The sequence below is a fragment of the Bradyrhizobium genosp. L genome (assembly GCF_015624485.1).
Taxonomy (GTDB): domain Bacteria; phylum Pseudomonadota; class Alphaproteobacteria; order Rhizobiales; family Xanthobacteraceae; genus Bradyrhizobium.
This window is the reverse complement of the sequence record NZ_CP061378.1, coordinates 5,602,503-5,624,159: the sequence shown is the minus strand read 5'-3', so window position 1 is coordinate 5,624,159 and position 21,657 is coordinate 5,602,503. Positions and strand designations below refer to the sequence as shown.

The following is a 21,657-nucleotide window of genomic DNA, read 5'->3' as shown; positions in this document are numbered from 1 at the left end:
CGGCCATGCGCGCGCTATCTCGGAGCAATTCCGCTCCACACCAGCGCGACGCCGGACAGGAACAGCAGCACCAGCACGACGTCGGAGAAATTGCGATCGTTCAGCGCGTGATAGACCCGCGAACCGAGCCAGGCGCCGAGCAGCGTTCCCGGGAAGGCGCAGATCACGAGCCAGGCGAGCTCCGGCTTCACCAGTCCGCTCCCGATCTGGACGCAGAGCGCGACCGCCAGGATCGTGAAATTGAAGGTCTGGAACACGCCGCGGCGCTGCTCCTTGCCCCAGCCGCGCACGCTGGCCCACAGGATCGGCAGCGGGCCGGACAGCCCGGCGAGGCCGCCCAGAATGCCGCCGGCAAATCCGATTGCGCTGTCGGCCCATTTGCCGCCGAAGGCGATCGACATCGGCTTCTTCTGCAGGAACAGTGCAACCGGAAACACCAGCAGGAAGATCCCGATCGTCAGCTTGAACACGGCAGGGTCGGCCTTCGCGATCAGCAGGATGCCGATCGGCACGCCGGCGAGGCCGCCGACGATGAACGGCCAGATCAGGCGGAAATCGATCGTCTTCCAGATCGACGGCAGCGTCGAGAGTTGCGCGATCACCGAGCAGACCAGCACCAGCGGCACCGCGAGCGTCGGCGGCAGCACATAGAGCCAGATCCCGAGCGCCATCAGTGCCGTGCCGAAGCCGGCAAGGCCGGAGACGAAGCCGCCGGCCAGCGCGCCGAAGAACAGGATCGCGTAGCCCGCCAGATTCATCGTCGTCTCGTTCTTTTGATCATTGCCGCGACGTTTACACGAGGCGGCCGGCAGGTACACTCCGAAATCGCGGCTCATCAACGACAATCGAAATGGAAGTGTCCCATGACTGCGAGTTCGTCGACTGCGAGTTCGTCCAAAACCTTTCTGGTCTGTCACGGCGCCTGGTCGGCGGGATGGGCGTGGAAGAAGATGCATCCCCTGATACGGGCCGCCGGGCACCGGCTGATCACGCCGAGCTACACCGGGCTCGGCGAGCGGGCGCATCTCGCGCATCAGGCGCTCGACCTCGAGGCGCATATCCAGGACGTGCTCAACGTCATCACCTATGAGGACCTCAGCGACATCGTGCTGGTCGGCCATTCCTATGGCGGCATGGTCGCGACCGGCGTCGCCGATCGGATGCGCGAACGGATCGCGCAGCTGATCTATATCGACGCCTTCGTGCCACGCGACGGGCAATCGCTGTTCGACCTCAACGAGGTCGCGATCTCGAAGATGCGGGAGGCGGCGCGAAGCGGCGATGGCTGGCGCATTCCGCCGATGCCGACCCCGCCGGACACATCGGCTGCCGACGTCGAATGGCTGACTGCGCGACGTGTCGACATGCCGATCAAATGTTTCGAGCAGAAGCTGAAGCTGCAGCACGGCGAGACGAAGTTGCCGCGCAGCTACATCTACGCCACCCGCATCACGCCGGCGGACACATTCGGGCAATTTGCGCAGCGCACCAGGAGCGAGGCCGGCTGGGGCCATTTCGACATCGACGCCAGCCATTCGCCGAACGTCACAGCGCCAGAGACACTGATGGAGCTGCTGCAGACGATCGTGGCCTGATCGGCGACGAACGACCGTGCGCGATGACATTGGGACTAATCGCCATCGAAGGCCGCGCGCTCCCTCTCCTTGCGGCTAGGGGATTCCCGGATTTTGTGACTGTGTAGCAAGGGCATAGCCGTCGAGTGTTGCGGCAAGGCGGTTCCAGCCGTCGCGCATGGTCTTTGGTCCTGGAGGCTTGTAGTAGCAATTCCATCCGCCGAGACGGGCCGCGATCCATGAGACGAAGGCAAGCGAGCCGATAGGATGCGGGTTTTTCTGCCGTAGCGTTTTGCCCTCGAGCTTTTTTGACAGGTGCTCGAGCGCGACGGCGAAGCTTTCGTCAATGACATCGGTTGCCGGGCGGAGGCTGCCGTCTCTGGCATCGACAAGCTGGATCGTCCGAATCGCGCCAGCGAGCGCGATGGCGGTCAGATTAAACATCCGCTCGGCGTCGACGACTTGGCTGTCGTCGAGGGCCAAGCCGTCGCTCTTGAGGGCGCGGAAGACTTGTTCGATGCGCCAGCGCAAGCGATAGAGGCGGACGACGTGTTCAGCCTCGGTCGCACAAGTGACGGTGCGGGTCGTGAGTAGGCGCCACAACAACGGCGTCTTGCCTGACGGCGCATCGACCTCTCGTGCTTCCACCAAGGTGAGTTCGACGCTGCCGGCCGCCTCGGATTGCCCCAGACTTTGTGAGCGGGCGATGTGCACCGAGCCCGCGCGGAGTTCGACGGTCGCGACGCGCCCTTTGTCACCAGGCCCGCGCGGCGCCACGCGGACCTCGCTTCTGCTCAGCACTTCAGCACTGGCAAGCGCCCCAAAGAGCGTTCCCCCACCGAGCAAAGATCGATCCTGACCGGCGCGCACGATCAGATCGAGCCGCTCCGGTTTGCGGGCAAACAGCAGGTAAATGTCGCTTTCGCGATCGGCCACCATTGTCACCTCGGCGGCATCGGACAGCACGCTTGCCGTGGCCTGACAGCCCAACAGCCAACGCGCCGATTCCTTATCCTCGATCGCGCGATTGCGGCGCGACGTGACGCGATCCGCAGACCGCGTCCAGATCGCCGCATCGACAAGACCGACCACGGCTTCGCTTTCGATATCGACGGCAATCACTGGATGGATGAAGAAGCCAGGGGTTTGGCCATCGCCGGCAGGTCCGAAGCCCCGCCGCTTCTTGTCACGACCGCCAAAATTGATCTCGGTCGTGTCCTGGACAGCCAGAATGCGGCGACCGGCGCATTGAACCGCAGTCCGCCCGGCCAACGTTTCCACAATCCGATCGACCGAAACATGGGGCGAAGACAGAAACCGATGCACGGCCTTCTCGCCCGCGCGCGTCTCCCCCAATTTGCGTAGCACCAGCGTCCCCGCCGTCGCCACCCGCTCGATCAGCCAATCAGCCCGCTCCGCAACCCGAACATCGCCAAAAGACATCGCAGGCCTCTCGTCCAAACAGGTCGAAAGGCCTTGAATCACATTCACAAACTCCGGGGAATCACTTTCGGGGCTCCCGTAGCTCCTTGCGGGCAGAGGCGGGGCGCACTGCCAAAATGTCGAAAACAACCCCATGCAAAGGTGCCGGCGGCCTGCCGGCGTTCGACACCTCACTTGACACGTCGGGCAAATCAGCGGTACTGTTCCATTATTCCGAAATCGTGCAAGCGCATCTCGTCCCGCAGCGAACCCGCTGCGCGATCGCCCCAACTCGACGCCACACTGTGCTAAGCAACCATTGCCGTGCGGCGGCAGAAGCAGGAGGCCTTGATCGGGACCTCGGCCCGCGCTTGCGCGAGGTCGAGCCGCTGCTTGATCAGGACGCTCTCGACCTTTTCGCCGCGGCGAACCAGGCATTCGTGCACCCCGTGCAGCGACCACAGATTATCGGGATGCTGGCAGGCGCGGCTCAGTTTGCCGTCGAGACCGAGATCGGAACGGTAGACCGCCTCGGCTTCCTCGATGCGTCCCTGCTCGAGCAGCAGCGCGCCGAGCGCATGGCGCGGCGGCTGCATCCAGCCCCAGGGTTCGTCATAGGGCAACGCGTCGGAGAGCTCGACCGATTTGCGCAAGTACGCAAATGCGGTGTCATGATTGCCCTTGCGGTAGTCCAGCTCGCCGTTCAGCATCGCCTCGGCGACGTTGAGCAGGTTCACCATCTTGTTGTTGTGGACGAGCCGGCTCTCCGGCACGCGGGCCTTGGCGGCGACGAACGATGCCTTCTCGGCTTCTGCCTCGGCCACATTGCCGAGCGCCGAATGCGCCACCGCCTTGGCGTAGTGGATCATCGCGGTCACGGAGCAATAGAGATCGCGGTCGTCGGGCAGCTTCTGTTCGATGATCTCGTGCCATTTTCCGAAGCGCACCAGAACGTGCTGCTTCATCGTCAGGTATCCTTCGAGGAAGTCGGCCATCGGCGGCGACGGAATCCGCAGTACCGGCTCGGGGACGGTCGCGATCAGCTCCTCGGCCGCCGCGATCGCAGGCGCGTACCGGCCGAGGAACATCGCGCCGTAGATCGCGAAGTGGAAGTTATGGATGACGTAGACGAGATAGACGCCCGGATCGTCCGAATAGGTGAGGAATCTGCGATCGGTCTTCAGTGCTTTTTGGTTGTAGAGCAGCACGTCGTTGTAGTGCCCGCACAGCACGTCGAGATGGGTCGGCATGTGGATCAAATGGCCGCCATCGGGGACGATCTCGCGCAAGCGATCACCCGCCCGCAGCGCGCGCTGCGGGAATGGCGACATCTCCATCAGATGGACATACAGGTGCAGCAGGCCCGGGTGATCCCACGCGGCCGGAAAACGATCGAAGGCCTGTTCAAGCAGCGTGGTGCATTCCTCGGTGCCTGCGCCCGCGACGGGTTTGCCGGAGGGCAGGTCCCACATCTGCCATGGCGTCTCGTTCATGATCGATTCCGCGAGCACGCATCGAACGTCGAGATCATCAGCAAAGCTCGCGAACACCTTGCGCATTTCGTTGGTGTAGGCCTTGTCCCATGGCGCCATGTCCTCGGCTGCCGCGGCTTGCGGATAGCGCGCGGGCAGCGCCTGGATCATCGCGCGCTCGACCGCGCTTGCCTTTTCCGCATGTACGAGCGCTTGCTGCATGGCGTCGTAGGCCGCCGCCAGTGCCATCTGCCGGCCGTTCGCGTCATAGCGAACCCAGGGCAGGTTATAGTTGGGTCCCGCTGCGTAGCTGATGCCCCAATGCGCCATCGCGCATTCCGCGTCCTGCAACAGCGCCTTCTGGAAGCACTTGATCGCCTCGGCATGGTTGAAGCCGAACAGCCAGTTGAGGCCGCGGTCGAACCAGAGCTGGGCGTCGGGTGACGATGTCGTGACTTTGCGGCTGTACGGCCCGAGATCAAAATAGGTCATGCCTCTTGTCCTCATGAGCAGCGCCGGTCCGGCACTCCAGTCTAGCAAAAGGACGCGCAGCATCACAGCATGCGCGAAGGCACTCCGAAATGGCGAGGGGCCCGGCGTGTTCTCGCCGAGCCCCTCATAGACCAAGATATCAGCCGGCCTGTAAGCCGGGTTCTGTAGGGCGCCATTCTTGCGAACGGCACGCGACGGCCATTCCTCTGGGACAAGATTTGCATCTTGCCTCGAGCAACCTACCCGGACAGCGGGCCTGACATCGCCCTGCGGTGTTATCGCGCGTGCGCGAACTAACCGCGTTGCCGTCCCTATTCGGTTTTGCTCCCGGTGTGGTTTGCCATGCCGTCTCCGTTGCCGGAAACGCGGTGCGCTCTTACCGCACCTTTTCACCCTTACTCCGTCCGAGGAGGGAGCGGTTCGTTCTCTGTGGCACTTTCCCTGGGGTCGCCCCCGCCGGACGTTATCCGGCACCGTATGTCGATGGAGCCCGGACTTTCCTCCCCCGCGGCCTTTCGGCACCAGCGGGAGCGGCCGTCCGGCCGACTGACGCTCTAGGCAATGGGGGTTTTATCCGGCCCCGTCAAGCGGATAGGCGCCGCGCAACCGGCCAAAATAAATTATCCTGAAGATGTCGTCTGGCCTGTCGTCCGTTCGACTGGGTGTCGGCGATCCAGCCGATCAAGAGGAGAGATGAGATGCAGTATTTGTTGCTGATCTACCGGAGCGACGCGGAATATGGCCGTATGTCTGCGGACGACCGCAAGACGTTGACCGCGGAGTATGGCGCTTACACCCAGGCGATCATCCAGAGTGGCCACTTCAAGGCCGGCGACGGATTGCAGCCCGTGACCACGGCGACCACCGTGCGGGTTCGCGACGGCAAGACCCTGACCACCGATGGTCCGTTCGCGGAAACCCGCGAGCAACTCGGCGGCTACTATCTGGTCGACGCCAAGGATCTCGACACCGCGCTCGGTCTCGCCGCGCGGATTCCCGGCGCCAAGCATGGCTCGATCGAGGTCAGGCCGGTGATGATCTACGACAACCGGTGACGACTACGTTGTCGTTCCGGGATGGTCCGAAGGACCAGACCCGGAACCTCGAGATTCCGGGTTCGATGCTTCACATCGCCCCGGAATGACAGTGGTGTGGAAGCACATGACCCCGAGCCAGATCGAAAGAATCTTCCGCGACGAGGCGGGCCGCGCGCTGGCCACGCTGATCCGCCTCGTCGGCGATTTCGATCTGGCCGAGGATTGCCTGCAGGATGCTTTCGCCGTCGCGTTGCAAAAATGGTCGACCGATGGGCTGCCGTCAAATCCGCGCGCCTGGCTGGTCAATGTCGGGCGCAACAAGGCGATCGACCGCGTGCGGCGCGCGATCAGTTTTCGCGGCAAGCAGCAGGAACTGACCCACCACCTGTTGCTCGACGCGGAGGTGACATCGGAGCCGGCGGACGCGACGCTCGATGACGACATGCTCAGGCTGATCTTCACTTGCTGCCATCCGTCCTTTGCTGCCGAGGTTCAGGTCGCGTTGACCTTGCGTACGGTGTGCGGGCTGACCACGGCGCAGGTCGCGCGTGCCTTCCTCGTCGGCGAAGACGCGATGGCGCAGCGGCTGTTGCGCGCCAAGCAGAAGATCAGGCTCGCCGGCATCCCCTACGAGGTGCCGGAGCGCGCCGCGCTGGAACCGCGGATCAGCGGCGTGCTCGCGGTGATCTATCTTGTCTTCACCGAAGGCTATGCCGCGACCGCAGGCGACGACCTGATGCGGCCCGATCTGGCGCGCGAGGCGATCCGGCTGGCGCGGCTGCTCGACGCGCTGATGCCGGCGCGCGGCGAGATCAAGGGGCTGCTGGCGCTGATGCTGCTGCACGACGCGCGCCGTGCCGGCCGGCAGACCGCAGGCGGCGACATCGTGCTGCTGGAAGAGCAGGATCGTGCGCTGTGGGATATTGGCCAGATCGCCGAAGGCGTGCGGCTGGTCGAGCAGGCTCTGCGGATGCCGGGCCGGCCGCAATCCTACGCCGTGCAGGCGGCGATTGCCGCGCTTCATGCGCGAGCGCCGAGTTTTCAGGACACCGACTGGCCGCAGATCGCCGGCCTCTACGAGGTGCTGCTGCGGATCAGCCCGTCGCCGGTGATCGAGCTCAACCACGCCGCGGCGATCTCGATGGTCGACGGCCCGGCGCGTGCGCTCGACCTCGTCGATGCACTGGCCGCGCGTGGCGGCCTCAACGGCTACGACCAACTGCCCGCGGTGCGCGCCGACCTGTTGCGCCGGCTCGGCCGCAAGGACGAGGCCCGCGAGGCGTATCAAGCCGCGACTGCCGCCACGCAGCTCGAGCCGCTGCGTCGGCTCTACGCGCGGCGGGTCGCGGAGCTGGGGTGATGGCTACGTTGCCCCCGGTGCGAGAGGAGGGCGCGGACCGCTGGGATATTCGATAGCGGTCGTATCGTCGCTTCGAGCAGTTGCGCGCCAAAGCCAGATCGGAAGCGAGCCCGAACGACCGCGGATGCGCGTTTCGATCGGGCCGGTGAGATATCCCGAATTGAACAGCTCAGGATCGCGTCCCCCGGCCCGCAGCAATTCGTCGCTGACGCTGAGTTCAGCCCGATGTCTGGCTGCGACCTCCATCAGGCGACTTGCCACGTTGACGGTGTCGCCGGTCGCCGTGATGTGGCGATGACTGCTGCCTCCCAGGCGAGATGCGATGATTACCCCGAAATGCGCTCCGAGTTTGTAGCCCAGCTTTGCTGCAATCGGCGCAGGCAGCGTCTTCAACCAGCCCGACGTACTGGCCGCGAGGCTCACGGCGCAACCAATTGCGCGAACCGCGTCATCCGGTGCAGGAGCCGGCAGGCCGAACAGGATCATGGCACCATCGCCGAGAAAGCCGGTGATCGTTCCGCGATATTTCACGGCATCCTTGTCGATGACTGCGTGAAATTCCCGCAGCAGCTCTTGAACGCGGCCGGCGCCGATCGCCTCGCTGAGCGAAGTGAACCCGGACAAATCGATGAAGAGCACGGCTGCATTCTGACGAACCGGCTCGGCAAGAAAATTGGGGTCGGCGGCGAGCCATTGTTGAATGCTCGGGGCCTGGAACTCGCCGAGAACCTGGCTCTTCATGGCAAAATAATGCGCGCGTTGCCTGCCCCACCAGAGTTCGACGATGCCGAACAGAAGCACGGGAGGCACCGTGGCGGCGAGCGGCAATGCGGCGCTCAGCCACACGCCGGAGGAGGCGGCGAAAAACGTCATGGCCATCCAGACAAGGACCAGGCCTGCGGCTGCGATAATACCCGGTGTGCTGCGATGCCAGGCCAACAGACCCACGATCATCACGGGCAAGAGCACACAAATCACTCCCTCTACGATCTCGATCGATCGACCGTGTCGTATGACATCTCCGGCCATGAGTTGCGTAATGGCCGTCGCAATGACTTCCACGCCCGGCATCAGGCGGTCGAAAGGAGTTGGAAACAGGTCTCCTCCGCCGGTGACGGAGGCACCCACCAACACGACACGGCCTTCGATCGCCGAGGAAGGCAGTTCGCCCGTCAGCAGCGAATTCGCGCTCACGGTTCGTATTGTCCGACGAGGGCCGTAGAAACTAATCGGAAGCGCGTGATCGGCGTCGGTCGGAATCGAGATCTGACCCAAGACGACACGGTCCGGTTCAATGGCAGGCTCGACCCCAGCCGCCAAACTGGCAACCCGAAGCGGGAACGACGTCGCGATCCCGTCGCTCGTGCGAAACAGCATCGGCATCGAGCGAGGAACGCCATTCTGATCGGTCGTCACATTGACCACGCCGACGGCGGCTCGTTCGGTAAATTCCGCGAGCGGCCAAAGGAATTGCGCGGCCGTCGGCAGTCCCGCGAAAGGGCCTTTCTGATCCGGAATTGATTGGCTGTCGTCGGGGAACACCGCGGCAGCTGCGATCACCGTGGGCGCGGTGCCGAGCGACGCTGCCAGGGACGCATCGCCGGCAACAGGCCCCTTGTCCAACAACAGAATGTCAAGCCCGATGACTTTCGGCTTCAGCTTGTCGATCGCATCGATAATCCTCGCAAGGTCATCCCTGGCGAGCGGGTATTTGCCTAGCCGCCGCACGACTGCATCGTCGATCTCGACGATCGTAACGAGGTCGGGTGCCACCCTGACACCACGTAAAACCGTCCGAAAGTCCGTTATCGCAGATTCCGCGCGGTCGAGCGTGCGCAGGTGGCCTTGCGCGTGCAGGAAATAGACGCCGCCTCCCCATAACGCTGCGAGGGCCAACGCCAGAAGGACTTTGAGGTACCTTCTCATCAGCGCTGTTATTGTCCCAATCTCGCCATCAGGGCGTCGACCCGCGCGGTTGGCCAGCGTTTGACGACGAGAGGAGCATTGCTCTCGACATCCACGCCTTCACCCGGTCCGAGAACGACATTGTCTCTGCCGGCAGGCAATCGGCGACGCACCGCAACGCGTCCGTTGACGACGAACACCGACGTCTTCTGTGCCGTCGTATCGACCGCCCATCGGGTGCCACGCACCGCCGCAATGGCTTGCGGCGTCGTGACCGTGAACCGCTTTCCGGCCGGGACTTTCGGCACTTCGAGGAGTACGGCCTGGCTGCTCAGGTCGACAGAGTCGACGCGACCATCGTGATTGGTGTCGTTCAAGGTGTACTGTGCGCCGTTTTCGGCGATGATTGTGAGCCCGCCGTCGCAACGCAGTGTTTGCGCCGTCCCCGCAAAGCTGACCGGCTGGCATTTGGCGCCAGCGGTCTGTGCAAGGGCCATCTCGCTCGAAAAGAAACAAAGGAAAGCGATGCCGATCGATCGCGAAAATGCTGTCATGGTGACGTCTTTCGATTGAATGGGCTTGGAATAAGGCGCAGTCGAAACCTACTGCCATCTCCAAAGAAGACGCAGGTCATTGCTGACAGTGCACTGGACGGCAGTTTAGGGGCAGAAGTGAGGAGTCCGCACGTGCGACAACCGGTCGCTGGGCCGGGTGTCGGCGTGCGCCGGGAGGGCGGAAACTACTTCGCCTGCGCCACCACCGGCGCCAGCGCGTCCGGCGGCAGGCTCGTCAGCAGCGCGTGCAGGGTCGCCATCGTCGACTGGTCGGCGATCCCGTCGACGCGCTCGGGACGGAAGTGGCGCTGGAAGGCGGTGACGACCTCCATGGTCGGACCGTCGAACTTGCCGTTGGTCGGGATGTTGTAGCCGTAGCGGCGGAACGCGGCCTGCATGTTGGCGACGTTGTCGCTGATGGCGCCGAGCTTCAACGCGTCGCCGCGCACGATCGGCGCCGGCTGCACCCAGTGGCCGACGCCGGAATTGGCCAGCGAGTGCCACGGGAATTTCTCGCCGGGGTCCTTCTTGCGGCCAGGGGCCACGTCGGAATGGCCGAGCACGCGGTGCGACGGCACCTTGAGACGGAGCATGATGCCGCGGCACAGCGCGATCACGGCCGCGATCTGGCGCAGCGGAAAATCCGGATAGCCCCAGTCATGGCCGCGATTGATGATCTCGACGCCGATCGAGCAGGAGTTGATGTCCTCCTCGCCGGCCCAGCACGACACGCCGGCATGCCAGGCGCGCTTGCTCTCGGGCACGCATTGCACGATGCGGCCGTCCTCGAGCACGATGTAATGCGCCGAGACCTCGGTGCCGGGTGTGCAGAGCTGCGCGATCGCACCCTCGACGTCGGGCATGCCGGTGTAGTGCAGCAGGATCATGTCGGGCAGCCGGCCGTTGGCGCGCTCGCCGTAATTGGCCGACGCGATCACGTCGGAGGCGATCGAGGAATCCGGCGTGAACGTCTTCGCATCCGTCGCGCCCTTGGGAACGGGAAGGGCGCGTTGACGCTTCGAATCAGCATTGGAAGACGAGGACGAACCAGAAGCCATCAGCTCTCTCAAAAACCCGGCGGCAGAGCCGGCATATGACATATGGATAAATAAACAGCGTTTACTATTCCTTTACCGTGCGGGCCTGCGCAATCGGCCCGCCGGTTCCCGAGGGCGCATTCTGCCCCTTGTGTGGGCCGAAGGCATCAGTCGAAAGCGCATAAAAGACGCCCGGTTGCGCTAACGGATCATCAACGTTTTCTTAACGTTAAGTGCCGTTACTGAGAGGTGAAGTGCCGAACCGGTCTTGGGGGACGGCCGAGGTCCGCTCTGTTGCGCGAAATCGCATGGAAACCCAGCCAATTCCGGTCGGAAATCAGGATTTGCAGCCGAGGCCGGGAGTTGCTGCGCGCCGCGCGCGGCGGCTTTGGGACCGGAACGGCGTGGCAAGGCGCGAGGATTGTTGGCGCAATGAGCCGGCGCGCATCGATATTCCATGTGGCATGCGCAGCCCCGCCCGGGGGCCGCGCATGAGCGCCCATGCCTCGCGTCATGTCCCGGTGCTTGGCCAGGAAGCGGTCGACTATCTCAGCCCGCGCAGCGGCGGCATCTATGTCGATGCCACCTTCGGCGCCGGCGGCTACAGCCGTGCGATTCTCGATGTCGCTGATAGCCGCGTGATCGGCATCGACCGCGATCGCAGCGCGATCACCGGCGGCTTCGATCTGGTCGATGGCGCGGGCGGAAGGCTGACGCTGGTCGAGGACCGCTTCTCCAATCTGGCCGAGATCTGCGCCGCGCAGGGCATCGATGCGGTCGACGGCGTCGTGATGGATGTCGGCGTCTCCTCGATGCAGCTCGACCAGGCCGAGCGCGGCTTTTCGTTCCGCGGCCATGGCCCGCTCGACATGCGGATGGCGCAGAGCGGGGTGACCGCGGCCGATGTGGTCGCCAAGGCCTCCGAGAAGGAGCTCGCCGACATCATCTACATCTTCGGCGAGGAGCGGCATTCGCGCGGCGTCGCGCGCGCGATCGTCGCCGCGCGCAAGGATGCGCCGATCACGACGACCGGGGCGCTCGCCGAGATCGTCGCCAAGGTGGTGCGCGCCAAGCCGAACGAGATTCATCCGGCTACGCGGACCTTCCAGGCGCTGCGCATCTTCGTCAACGAGGAGCTCGACGAACTGCATCAGGCGCTCAGCGCGGCCGAACGCGTGCTGAAGCCGGGCGGCCGGCTCGTCGTCGTCTCCTTCCATTCGCTGGAAGACCGTATCGTCAAGAATTTCTTCACCGAGCGTGGCAAGGTCAGTGCCGGCTCGCGCCATCTGCCCGAGGTCGCGCAGGCCGCGCCGAGCTTTCAGATCCTGACCAAGCGGCCGGTGGTCGCCGGCGACGCCGAAGTGTCGGCCAATCCGCGCGCCCGCTCGGCCAAGCTGCGCGCGGCCGAACGCACTGCGGCGGCCCCGCACGCGGCCGACGACCTGCCGTCCTGGCCGCGGCTCGCAGACGTGATGCGGGGAGGGTGACGGATGCGCATCCTCCACTTCCTGGTCATCGGCATGCTGATCTTCGCGGCATCCTATGTCTACCGCATCAAGATGGAATCGACCGCGCGCGTCGAGCGCGTGCTGCAGTTGAACGCCGAGATCCGCGAGCAGCGCAACGCGATCGCGTCGCTGCGCGCACAATGGGCCAGGCTCGACGCGCCGTTGCGGCTGCAGGGGCTTGCCGAGCGGCATTTGCCGCTGAAGCCGATCAACGCCAACCAGTACGACCAGCTGAAGAACCTGCCGGAGCGGCCGCCGAATTTCGCGCGGCCGGGCGCCAAGGATCCGATCGGCTCGATGATCGACACCATCGAGGCTGCCGCCGCGCCTGACAGCACGACCGGCTCGATCGACAAGCCGGCGCAAGACCAGCCTGCCGCCGATCAGCCCGCGCCTGCGCAGGAGTCCGAGCAGGATCCGGGAGATCAGCAATGACTGGATCCGAGATGACCGATCCGGCACGCACCGAGAGGCCCGTCGCGAAGCCCGTCGAACCCTGGCGCCAGCGCCTGATCCGCTCGCTGCTGTACGGGAGCAACGTCGACCGTGCCGCGAAGGCGCGTGCCCGCGTCGGCTTTGCGGTGCTCGCTTTCGCGGCCGTCTATGCCGTGCTGGCCGGGCGCCTCGTGCTGTTCGCGGTCGGCGCGGACAGCCACGGGGGCCGGCGCACCGCCTCGCAGGACGCTATCGCCACCGCGCGGCCCGACATCGTCGATCGCAACGGCGAGGTCCTCGCCACCGACGTCAAGGCGCCGAGCCTGTTCGCGGAACCGCGCCGCCTGATCGACAGGGACGAGGCGATCGAACTTCTCACGGCGACCTTGCCCGACCTCGACAACGGCGAGACGCGCGAGCGGTTGATGTCCCGCAAGGGCTTCGTCTGGCTGAAGCGCGAGATCACGCCGAAGCAGCAGCTCGACATCCATCGCCTCGGCCTTCCCGGCATCGGCTTCGTGCGCGAGAACAAGCGTGTCTATCCGACCGGCAACGAGGTCGCCCACCTGATCGGCCTGGTCAATATCGACAACCAGGGCATCGCCGGCATGGAGAAGTGGCTGGACAACCAGGGTCTGGCCGATCTGCACCGCGCGGGCTTCGCGACCGACCGGCTGCAGAAGCCGATCGAGCTGTCGGTCGACCTGCGCGTCGAGCACGCGCTGCGCGACGAGTTGCTCAAGGCCAAGGAGAAATACCACACCAAGGCGGCCTCCGGTCTCGTCTCCAACGTCAGGACCGGCGAGATCGTCGCGATGGTGTCGTTGCCCGACTTCGACCCGAACAACCCGAAGGAAGCGCACGATCCCGATCGCATCAACCGCCTGACCACCGGCGTCTACGAGATGGGCTCGACCTTCAAGGCGTTCACGCTGGCGATGGCGCTCGACACCGGCAAGTACGATCTCAATTCGATGTGGGACGCGCGCGGCCCGCTGCACTACGGCAAGTTCGCGATCCACGACGACGAGCCGAAGGGCCGCTTCCTCAGCATGAAGGAGGTCTTCACGTTCTCCTCCAACGTCGGCGCGGCACGCATCGCGCTGGCGCAGGGCGTCGAGGCGCACAAGGCGTTCCTGCGCAAGATGGGACAGCTCGAGCGGCTGCGTACCGAATTGCCGGAGAGCGCGTCGCCGATCGTGCCGAAGCGCTGGGGCGATTTGAACACGATCACGATCTCGTTCGGACACGGCATTGCGGTGGCGCCGCTGCAGGCGGTGATGGGCATCGACGCGCTGGCCAATGGCGGCTATCTGATCCCGCCGACCTTCCTGAAGCGCACCGAGCAGGAAGCGATGGCGGTCGCCAAGCGGGTGATCAAGCCCGAGACCAGCGAGAAGATGCGCTATTTGATGCGGCTCAATGCCGAGATCGGCACCGCGAAGAACGCCGACATAAGGGCGAAAGGCTACTATATCGGCGGCAAGACCGGCACGGCAGAGAAGGTCGTCAACGGCCGCTATGCCAAGAAGAAGGTGCTCACCGCCTTCACCGCGATCCTGCCGGCCGACAATCCGAAATATCAGGTCCTCATCATGCTCGACGAGCCCCAGGCGCTGAAGGAAACCTACGGGTTCATCACTTCCGGCTGGAACGCGGTGCCGACCGGTGGCAATGTGATCGCCCGAATTGCGCCGATTTTGGGCATCGAACCGCGGTTCGATCTGCCGCCGTCCGACCGCCTTATTCTTGCGACATCCAGAGCAACCCAGTAAGGCGTACATGACAGCATGATCCGGACCCGGAGGGCCGCGCCAGCGCAAGACGTGTAGCGGTTTTCCGATCAGACCATGCTCAAGAGATGCGGCGCCAGAACGGCGCCGGCCAGACTGGAAGATCATGAGACTTCGCGACCTCTTCAGCGATGACACGACGATCGATCCGAGTGCCGACACCGTCGTGGTCGGTGGTCTTGCGGTCGACAGCCGCGCGGTGAAGCCGGGCGACCTGTTCTTCGCGCTGGCCGGAGCTAAGACCGACGGTGCGCGTTTCATCGACGCGGCGATTGCGGCGGGCGCGGTCGCGATCGCCGGCGACCATCCGCCGCAGGGCGCGTTTCGCGTGCCGTTCGTCGTCACGGCAAATCCGCGCCGCGCGCTGGCGCTCGCCGCCGCGAAGTTCTTTTCCCGCCAGCCGCAGACGATCGCGGCGGTGACCGGCACCAGCGGCAAGACCTCGGTCGCCGCCTTCACGCGCCAGATCTGGCAGCGGCTCGGCCATTCCTCGGCGAGCATCGGCACCATCGGCCTGGTGTCGGACAAGCGCACCGTCTACGGCTCGCTGACCACGCCCGACCCGATCGCGTTGCATCGCCAGCTTGACGAGATCGCAAGTGACGGCGTCACACATCTGGCCTTCGAGGCCTCCTCGCACGGCCTCGACCAGTATCGCCTCGACGGCGTCCGCATCGCCGCCGGCGGCTTCACCAATCTGTCGCGCGATCACATGGATTACCATCCCGACGTCGCGCATTACCTGAACGCCAAGCTCCGGCTGTTCCGCGATCTCGTTGTCGACGGCGGCGCTGCGGTGATCTCGGCCGATCATGATTGCTCGGCGCAGGTGATCGGTGCGGCGCGCGAGCGCGGATTGCGGATCATCGCAGTCGGGCGTGACGGCGACGCCGGCGATGGCATCCGCGTCCTGGACACTGCGATCGACGGCTTTGCGCAAAAGCTAGTGATCGAGCATCGCAGCCGCACCCGCACGATCCGGCTGCCGCTGGTCGGCGAATTCCAGATCGAGAATGCGCTGGTGGCGGCCGGCCTCGCAATCGGCACCGGCAGCGCCGCCGATGACGTGTTCGGCTCACTCGAACATCTCGAAGGCGCCAAGGGCCGGCTGGAATTCGTCGGCGAGCACAACGGCGCGCCGATCTTCGTCGACTACGCCCACAAGCCCGATGCGCTCGCGAAGGCGCTGCAGGCGCTGCGGCCCTATGCCAGGCGCAAGCTCGTCGTGATCTTCGGCGCCGGCGGCGATCGCGATGCGGGCAAACGCCCGATCATGGGGGCGATCGCGGCGGAGAATGCCGACAGCGTCATCGTCACCGACGACAATCCGCGCAGCGAGAAACCGGAGGCGATCCGCGCCGCCATCATGGCGACCGCCAAAGGCGCGCGCGAGATCGGCGACCGGGCCGAGGCGATCCGTGCCGGGATTGCCGGCCTGGCGCCGGGCGATGCATTGGTCGTGGCCGGCAAGGGCCATGAGGTGGGGCAAATCATCGGTGGCAAGACGTTGCCGTTCAGCGATCACGAGGCGGTCGCCGACGCATTGGCCGCGGAGGGCGCATGAGCACTTTGTTGTGGACGTCGGATGCGATGGCGCAGGCGATGCGCGCAGCAACGCAAGGCGCGTTGCCGGACGGTGTCACCGGTCTCTCGATCGACAGCCGCACCATCAAGCCGGGCGAAGCCTATTTCGCGATCAAGGGCGACCTGCATGACGGCCACGGCTTCGTCGGGGCCGCGCTGAAGAATGGCGCCGCGCTCGCCGTCGTCGAGACGGCGCAACGCGACAAATTCCCGGCGGATGCGCCGCTGCTCGTGGTCGCCGACGTGCTGGCCGGCCTCGTCGAGCTCGCGCACGCCTCGCGCGCGCGGCTCGGGGCGCGGATCATCGCGGTGACCGGGTCGGTCGGCAAGACCTCGACCAAGGAGGCGCTGCGAAAGGTGCTCTCGGCGCAGGGCGAGACCCATGCGTCGGTGGCGTCGTTCAACAATCATTGGGGCGTGCCGCTGTCGCTGGCGCGCTGCCCCGCGGACACGCGCTTTGCTGTGTTCGAGATCGGCATGAACCATGCCGGCGAGATCACGCCGCTGGTGAAAATGGTGCGGCCGCATGTCGCCGTCATCACCACGGTCGAGCCGGTGCATCTGGAATTCTTCGCAGGGATCGAGGCGATCGCCGATGCCAAGGCGGAGATCTTTCTCGGCGTCGAGCCCGATGGCGCCGTCGTGCTTAACCGCGACAATGCGCAGTTCGCGCGACTGCAGCGCGCGGCCAAGAAGGCCGGCATCTCGCGCATCGTCTCGTTCGGCACCAACAAGCGCGCGGAAGCGCGGCTGATCGATGTGTCGCTGCACCCGACCTGCTCGGCGGTGCATGCCGACATCCTCGACCACGACATCACCTACAAGATCGGCATGCCCGGCCGGCACATGGCGATGAACTCGCTCGCGGTGCTGGCGGGCGCCACGCTGCTCGGCGCCGACATCGCACGCGCGGCACTGTCGCTGTCGCAGCTCGAGGCGCCCTCGGGGCGCGGTGTCCGCCGCAGGCTCGAGGTCGGCCATGGCGAGGCGACGCTGATCGACGAGAGCTACAACGCCAATCCGGCCTCGATGGGCGCCGCGCTCAACGTGCTCGGCCAGGCTGCGGTCAGCGCGCATGGCCGCCGCATCGCGGTGCTCGGCGACATGCTGGAGCTCGGGCCGACCGGGCCCGACCTGCACCGCGGCCTCGCCGAGGCGATCGCGGCCAACCGCATCGACCTCGTATATTGTTGTGGTCCGCTGATGCGGAATTTGTGGGATGCCCTTTCCACCGGCAAGCGGGGAGGCTATGCGGAGAGCTCGGCGGCGCTGGAAGCGCAGGCGGTCGCCGCGGTCCGCGCCGGTGATGCGATCATGGTGAAGGGGTCGCTGGGTTCGAAGATGAAGGTGATTGTCAGCGCGCTGGAAAAGCGCTTTCCCGACAAAGCCGTGCACGAAGAAACGGTATAGGGCTTTTTGAATGTTCTACTGGTTGATCGAACTGTCCAACACCGTTCCGGGCTTCGGGCCGTTCCGCAGCGCCCTGAACGTATTCCGTTACATCACCTTCCGTACCGGCGGCGCGATCGTGACCGGGGCGCTGTTCGTCTTCCTGTTCGGGCCCTGGATCATCGATCATCTGCGGCTGCGGCAGGGCAAGGGCCAGCCGATCCGCAGCGATGGCCCGCAATCGCATCTGATCTCCAAGAAGGGCACGCCCACGATGGGCGGGCTGATGATCCTGTCGGGGCTCGTGGTGTCGACGCTGCTGTGGGCCAACCCGCTCAACCCCTATGTCTGGATCGTGCTGGCGGTGACGCTCGGCTTCGGCTTCGTCGGCTTTTATGACGATTATTTGAAGGTCACGAAGCAGACCACCAGCGGCTTCGCGAGCCGGCTGCGGCTTTTGATCGAGGGGGTGATCGCGGTCGCCGCGACCTATGCGCTGATCCGGCTCGGGCGCGACGTCTCCTCGACTTCGCTCGTGATTCCCTTCTTCAAGGATCTCGTGATCAATCTCGGCTGGTTCTTCGTGATCTTCGGCGCCTTCGTCATGGTCGGCTCCGGCAATGCGGTGAACCTGACCGACGGCCTCGACGGCCTCGCCATCGTCCCGGTCATGATCGCCGCGGCGAGCTTCGGCATGATCGCGTATCTGACCGGCAACGCGGTGTTCTCGGAATACCTGCAGATCAACTATGTCGCCGGCACCGGCGAGCTCGCAGTGCTGTGCGGCGCGGTGCTCGGTGCCGGACTCGGTTTCCTCTGGTTCAATGCGCCGCCGGCCTCGATCTTCATGGGCGATACCGGCTCGCTCGCGCTCGGCGGCATGCTGGGCGCAGTGGCGGTCGCGGTGAAGCACGAGATCGTGCTGGCGGTGATCGGCGGCCTGTTCGTGCTCGAGGCGGTCTCGGTGATCGTGCAGGTCACCTCGTTCAAGCTGACGGGCAAGCGCGTGTTCCGGATGGCGCCGCTGCACCATCATTTCGAGCAGAAGGGCTGGACCGAGCCGCAGATCGTGATCCGCTTCTGGATCATCTCGGTGATGCTGGCGCTCGCCGGCCTCTCCTCGCTGAAGCTGCGGTGATGATTTTGTATCCCAATAGGTGTCGTTCCGGGGCTCGCGAAGCGAGAACCCGGAACCTCGAGATTCCGGGTTCTCGCTTCGCGAGCCCCGGAATGACTGGGATCATGACGGCGGTGCCGTCATGATCCCAGTCACCTCCTTCGCAGGCAAGACGGTCGCGGTGTTCGGCCTCGGCGGCTCCGGCCTTGCCAGCTGCCACGCGCTGAGGGCCGGCGGCGCCGAGGTGATCGCGGCTGACGACAGCGCCGACAATGTTGCCAAGGCGGCGCAGGCCGGCTTCACCACCGCCGATCTGCGCACCGTGCAGACCACGTCTTGGGCGAACTTCGGCGCGCTGATCCTCACCCCCGGCGCGCCGCTCACCCATCCGGCGCCGCATTGGAGCGTGCTGAAGGCGCGCGAGGCCGGTATCGAGGTGATCGGCGATATCGAGCTGTTCTGCCGCGAGCGGCGCCGCCACGCGCCGAACGCGCCGTTCGTCGCCATCACCGGCACCAACGGCAAGTCGACCACGACCGCGCTGATCGCGCACCTCATGAAGGTCGCCGGCTACGACACCCAGATGGGCGGCAATATCGGCACCGCGATCCTGTCGCTGGAGCCGCCGCGCATGGGCCGCGTCCATGTGATCGAGATGTCGTCCTACCAGATCGATCTCTGTCCGTCGCTCGATCCCTCGGTCGGTATCCTGCTCAACGTCACCGAGGACCATATCGACCGCCACGGCACGCTGGCGCATTACGCCGCCGTGAAGGAGCGGCTGGTCGCGGGCGTGCAGCCGGGTGGCACCGCGATCGTCGGCGTCGACGACGGCTGGTGCCGCGACATCGCCGACCGGCTTGATCGCGCCGGCAAGCGCGTGGTCCGTATCTCCGTGAAGAACCCACTGCCCGATGGCGTCTATGTCGAGCACGAGACCATTGTGCGCGCATCCGGTGCGGCACGCAGCGAAGTGGCGCGGCTCGGCGGCATCGGTTCGCTGCGCGGCCTGCACAACGCGCAGAACGCGGCGTGCGCCGCGGCCTGCGCGCTGGCGATGGGAATCTCAAACGACACGCTGCAGAACGGCCTGCGCAGCTTCCCCGGCCTCGCCCATCGCATGGAACAGGTCGGCCGCCGCGGCAACGTGCTGTTCGTCAACGACTCCAAGGGCACCAATGCGGATGCGGCGGCGCATGCGCTGTCGTCCTTTGCCGACATCTTCTGGATCGCCGGCGGCAAGCCGAAGGCCGGCGGCATCACCAGCCTGACCGGCTATTTCCCGCACATCCGCAAGGCCTATCTGATCGGCGAGGCGGCCGCCGAGTTCGCCGGCACGCTCGGCGACCGCGTGCCGCACGAGATGTCCGGCACGCTCGATGTCGCGGTCGCCGGCGCCGCGCGGGATGCAGAGGCGGCGGGGCTCAGCGAAGCCGTCGTGTTGCTGTCGCCGGCCTGCGCCTCGTTCGACCAGTACCGCAATTTCGAGATCCGCGGCGCCGCGTTCCGCGACCTGGTGCAGGCGTTGCCCGGCGTGAAGCCGGTGGTGTGACTGCGCGCCGCATATTCGGTGTCGTCCCGGCGAAGGCCGGGACCCATAACCCCGAATGGAAATTATTGGGCGACGCTGGAGCTCCAGCTCGCTTCAACGACGTAGTCCTGTGGTTATGGGTCCCGGCCTTCGCCGGGACGACAGTTGTGTTTGCGGCCACAGCAAATCGTCTCCCTCAAAAGTGACCCATCCCGTTAACTCCCTGGAAACCATCCTGGGCCACGAATGGACGTTACCTCTGCCATTTGGGGACGCCCATGCTCGCCCGTGACCAACGCACCCCGTTCTCGGACTGGTGGTGGACCGTCGACAAGCTGCTGCTTGCGGCGATCATCGCGTTGATGCTGGCCGGCGTCATCCTGTCGCTGGCGGCGAGCCCGCCGGTCGCGACCCGGATCGGGCTCGATCCCTTCCATTTCTTCAACCGGCACGTGATGTTCCTGGTGCCGTCGCTGATCGTCCTGATCGGCGTCTCGTTCATGACGCCGCGGCAGATCCGGCGCACCGCGCTGATCGTGTTCGCGCTCAGCATCTTCCTGATCGTGCTCACGCTGCTGATCGGGCCGGAGGTCAAGGGTTCGCGGCGCTGGATCACGCTGCTCGGCGTCAACATCCAGGCCTCCGAATGCGCCAAGCCGTCCTTCGTGATCGTCGCAGCCTGGCTGTTCGCGGAATCGACCAAGAAGCCGGAGATGCCGGCGACCTCGATGGCGCTGGTGCTGCTGCTGATGCTGGTCGCGCTGCTGGTGATGGAGCCCGATTTCGGACAGACCATGCTGATCCTCACCGTGTGGGGCGCGCTGTTCTTCATCGCGGGCATGCGGATGATCTGGGTGTTCGGATTGGCGGGCGCCGCCAGCGCCGGCCTGTTCTTCGCCTATCTCCTGGTGCCGCACGTCGCCGGCCGCATCAAGCGCTTCATGAACCCGGCCTCGGGTGACACCTTCCAGGTCGACACCGCGATGGAAGCGTTCTGGAACGGCGGCTGGTTCGGACTCGGGCCGGGCGAGGGCATCGCCAAGCGCAGCCTGCCGGACAGCCACACCGACTTCGTGTTCGCGGTCGCCGCGGAGGAATTCGGCATCATCCTCTGCCTGATGCTGGTCGCGCTGTTCGCCTTCGTCGTGATCCGGACGCTGACGCGGGCCTATTCCACCGACGACATGTTCGCGCGCTTCGCAGCATCCGGGCTCGCGATCCTGTTCGGCGTGCAGGCCGCGATCAACATGGCGGTCAATCTGCAACTGATCCCGGCCAAGGGCATGACGCTGCCCTTCATCTCCTATGGCGGCTCCTCGTTCGTGTCGCTCGCCTACGGCGTCGGCATGATGCTGGCGCTGACCCGACAGCGGCCGCGCACCGAGATCGAATCGATGGAAGGCGCCAGCTCGCAGCGCGCTTATGCGTAGGTGACTGTGACGGCGGC

The 21,657-nt window shown here is 65.3% G+C and carries 17 protein-coding genes and 1 other RNA gene; 11 read left to right on the top strand and 7 right to left on the bottom strand.

Going from position 1 to position 21,657, the window contains the following annotated elements:
* Positions 1–14 precede the first annotated feature (14 nt).
* Entirely contained in the window at positions 15–758 is a 744-nt protein-coding gene (locus tag IC762_RS26845; protein ID WP_195785188.1) for a sulfite exporter TauE/SafE family protein, read from the bottom strand.
* 105 nt (positions 759–863) lie between these two features.
* Here IC762_RS26845 and IC762_RS26840 point away from each other — a divergent pair, with 105 nt between their 5' ends.
* Complete coding sequence (locus tag IC762_RS26840; RefSeq protein ID WP_195785187.1) at positions 864–1,595, top strand: alpha/beta fold hydrolase; 732 nt, start codon at positions 864–866, stop codon at positions 1,593–1,595.
* A 75-nt stretch (positions 1,596–1,670) separates the two neighbouring features.
* Here the strand turns inward: IC762_RS26840 and IC762_RS26835 are convergent, their stop codons facing one another.
* From IC762_RS26835 to rnpB, 3 genes are all read right to left on the bottom strand, one after another.
* Entirely contained in the window at positions 1,671–3,152 is a 1,482-nt protein-coding gene (locus IC762_RS26835) for an IS4 family transposase (RefSeq protein WP_210338389.1), read from the bottom strand.
* 152 nt (positions 3,153–3,304) lie between these two features.
* The gene (locus tag IC762_RS26830) at positions 3,305–4,960 is read right to left on the bottom strand and encodes a tetratricopeptide repeat protein (protein ID WP_195785186.1); all 1,656 of its coding nucleotides are present in this window, start codon (positions 4,958–4,960) and stop codon (positions 3,305–3,307) included.
* A 135-nt stretch (positions 4,961–5,095) separates the two neighbouring features.
* An RNA gene (gene rnpB / locus IC762_RS26825) (RNase P RNA component class A) lies at positions 5,096–5,510 on the bottom strand.
* A gap of 148 nt (positions 5,511–5,658) precedes the next feature.
* Here rnpB and IC762_RS26820 point away from each other — a divergent pair.
* Entirely contained in the window at positions 5,659–6,015 is a 357-nt protein-coding gene (locus tag IC762_RS26820; RefSeq protein ID WP_195785185.1) for a YciI family protein, read from the top strand.
* Between the two features lie 106 nt (positions 6,016–6,121).
* Positions 6,122–7,357: an RNA polymerase sigma factor gene (locus IC762_RS26815; RefSeq protein WP_195785184.1), complete on the top strand. Its 1,236-nt coding sequence runs from the start codon at positions 6,122–6,124 to the stop codon at positions 7,355–7,357.
* Between the two features lie 3 nt (positions 7,358–7,360).
* Here IC762_RS26815 and IC762_RS26810 read toward each other — a convergent pair whose 3' ends face one another.
* From IC762_RS26810 to IC762_RS26800, 3 genes are all read right to left on the bottom strand, one after another.
* On the bottom strand, positions 7,361–9,283 hold the full coding sequence (locus IC762_RS26810) for a CHASE2 domain-containing protein (RefSeq protein WP_195785183.1): 1,923 nt from the start codon (positions 9,281–9,283) through the stop codon (positions 7,361–7,363).
* Between the two features lie 8 nt (positions 9,284–9,291).
* Positions 9,292–9,816 carry a FecR domain-containing protein gene (locus IC762_RS26805; protein ID WP_195785182.1) on the bottom strand — a complete coding sequence of 175 codons (525 nt, stop codon included), beginning with the start codon at positions 9,814–9,816 and terminating at the stop codon, positions 9,292–9,294.
* 185 nt (positions 9,817–10,001) lie between these two features.
* Positions 10,002–10,874: an N-acetylmuramoyl-L-alanine amidase gene (locus IC762_RS26800; protein WP_195785181.1), complete on the bottom strand. Its 873-nt coding sequence runs from the start codon at positions 10,872–10,874 to the stop codon at positions 10,002–10,004.
* A 470-nt stretch (positions 10,875–11,344) separates the two neighbouring features.
* Between IC762_RS26800 and rsmH the strand changes: the two genes are divergently transcribed.
* The 8 genes from rsmH to ftsW all read left to right on the top strand — a co-directional run bounded on the left by rsmH (position 11,345) and on the right by ftsW (position 21,640).
* A complete protein-coding gene (gene rsmH, locus IC762_RS26795; RefSeq protein ID WP_195785180.1) occupies positions 11,345–12,340 on the top strand; it encodes a 16S rRNA (cytosine(1402)-N(4))-methyltransferase RsmH in 996 nt (331 codons plus the stop codon).
* A gap of 3 nt (positions 12,341–12,343) precedes the next feature.
* Positions 12,344–12,796: a cell division protein FtsL gene (gene ftsL / locus IC762_RS26790; RefSeq protein ID WP_195785179.1), complete on the top strand. Its 453-nt coding sequence runs from the start codon at positions 12,344–12,346 to the stop codon at positions 12,794–12,796.
* Between the two features lie 11 nt (positions 12,797–12,807).
* On the top strand, positions 12,808–14,571 hold the full coding sequence (locus tag IC762_RS26785; protein WP_195790305.1) for a peptidoglycan D,D-transpeptidase FtsI family protein: 1,764 nt from the start codon (positions 12,808–12,810) through the stop codon (positions 14,569–14,571).
* A gap of 124 nt (positions 14,572–14,695) precedes the next feature.
* Positions 14,696–16,153: a UDP-N-acetylmuramoyl-L-alanyl-D-glutamate--2,6-diaminopimelate ligase gene (locus tag IC762_RS26780; protein ID WP_195785178.1), complete on the top strand. Its 1,458-nt coding sequence runs from the start codon at positions 14,696–14,698 to the stop codon at positions 16,151–16,153.
* Entirely contained in the window at positions 16,150–17,583 is a 1,434-nt protein-coding gene (locus IC762_RS26775) for a UDP-N-acetylmuramoylalanyl-D-glutamyl-2,6-diaminopimelate--D-alanyl-D-alanine ligase (protein ID WP_195785177.1), read from the top strand. Before IC762_RS26780 ends, IC762_RS26775 begins: the two co-directional genes overlap by 4 nt.
* Positions 17,584–17,593: 10 nt before the next feature.
* Positions 17,594–18,700 carry a phospho-N-acetylmuramoyl-pentapeptide-transferase gene (mraY, locus tag IC762_RS26770; RefSeq protein ID WP_195785176.1) on the top strand — a complete coding sequence of 369 codons (1,107 nt, stop codon included), beginning with the start codon at positions 17,594–17,596 and terminating at the stop codon, positions 18,698–18,700.
* Between the two features lie 121 nt (positions 18,701–18,821).
* Complete coding sequence (murD, locus tag IC762_RS26765) at positions 18,822–20,231, top strand: UDP-N-acetylmuramoyl-L-alanine--D-glutamate ligase (protein WP_195785175.1); 1,410 nt, start codon at positions 18,822–18,824, stop codon at positions 20,229–20,231.
* 257 nt (positions 20,232–20,488) lie between these two features.
* Positions 20,489–21,640, top strand: coding sequence for a putative lipid II flippase FtsW (gene ftsW, locus IC762_RS26760; protein WP_195785174.1), 1,152 nt, complete (start codon positions 20,489–20,491; stop codon positions 21,638–21,640).
* The last annotated feature ends 17 nt before the right edge of the window (positions 21,641–21,657 follow it).

Excerpts from the sequence above, each read along its gene's own strand:
- IC762_RS26845 (WP_195785188.1), bottom strand. The coding sequence starts at position 758 with ATGAATCTGGCGGGCTACGCGATCCTGTTCTTCGGCGCGCTGGCCGGC.
- IC762_RS26840 (WP_195785187.1), top strand. The coding sequence starts at position 864 with ATGACTGCGAGTTCGTCGACTGCGAGTTCGTCCAAAACCTTTCTGGTC.
- IC762_RS26835 (WP_210338389.1), bottom strand. The coding sequence starts at position 3,152 with ATGGGGTTGTTTTCGACATTTTGGCAGTGCGCCCCGCCTCTGCCCGCA.
- IC762_RS26830 (WP_195785186.1), bottom strand. The coding sequence starts at position 4,960 with ATGACCTATTTTGATCTCGGGCCGTACAGCCGCAAAGTCACGACATCG.
- IC762_RS26820 (WP_195785185.1), top strand. The coding sequence starts at position 5,659 with ATGCAGTATTTGTTGCTGATCTACCGGAGCGACGCGGAATATGGCCGT.
- IC762_RS26815 (WP_195785184.1), top strand. The coding sequence starts at position 6,122 with ATGACCCCGAGCCAGATCGAAAGAATCTTCCGCGACGAGGCGGGCCGC.
- IC762_RS26810 (WP_195785183.1), bottom strand. The coding sequence starts at position 9,283 with ATGAGAAGGTACCTCAAAGTCCTTCTGGCGTTGGCCCTCGCAGCGTTA.
- IC762_RS26805 (WP_195785182.1), bottom strand. The coding sequence starts at position 9,816 with ATGACAGCATTTTCGCGATCGATCGGCATCGCTTTCCTTTGTTTCTTT.
- IC762_RS26800 (WP_195785181.1), bottom strand. The coding sequence starts at position 10,874 with ATGGCTTCTGGTTCGTCCTCGTCTTCCAATGCTGATTCGAAGCGTCAA.
- rsmH (WP_195785180.1), top strand. The coding sequence starts at position 11,345 with ATGAGCGCCCATGCCTCGCGTCATGTCCCGGTGCTTGGCCAGGAAGCG.
- ftsL (WP_195785179.1), top strand. The coding sequence starts at position 12,344 with ATGCGCATCCTCCACTTCCTGGTCATCGGCATGCTGATCTTCGCGGCA.
- IC762_RS26785 (WP_195790305.1), top strand. The coding sequence starts at position 12,808 with ATGACCGATCCGGCACGCACCGAGAGGCCCGTCGCGAAGCCCGTCGAA.
- IC762_RS26780 (WP_195785178.1), top strand. The coding sequence starts at position 14,696 with ATGAGACTTCGCGACCTCTTCAGCGATGACACGACGATCGATCCGAGT.
- IC762_RS26775 (WP_195785177.1), top strand. The coding sequence starts at position 16,150 with ATGAGCACTTTGTTGTGGACGTCGGATGCGATGGCGCAGGCGATGCGC.
- mraY (WP_195785176.1), top strand. The coding sequence starts at position 17,594 with ATGTTCTACTGGTTGATCGAACTGTCCAACACCGTTCCGGGCTTCGGG.
- murD (WP_195785175.1), top strand. The coding sequence starts at position 18,822 with ATGATCCCAGTCACCTCCTTCGCAGGCAAGACGGTCGCGGTGTTCGGC.
- ftsW (WP_195785174.1), top strand. The coding sequence starts at position 20,489 with ATGCTCGCCCGTGACCAACGCACCCCGTTCTCGGACTGGTGGTGGACC.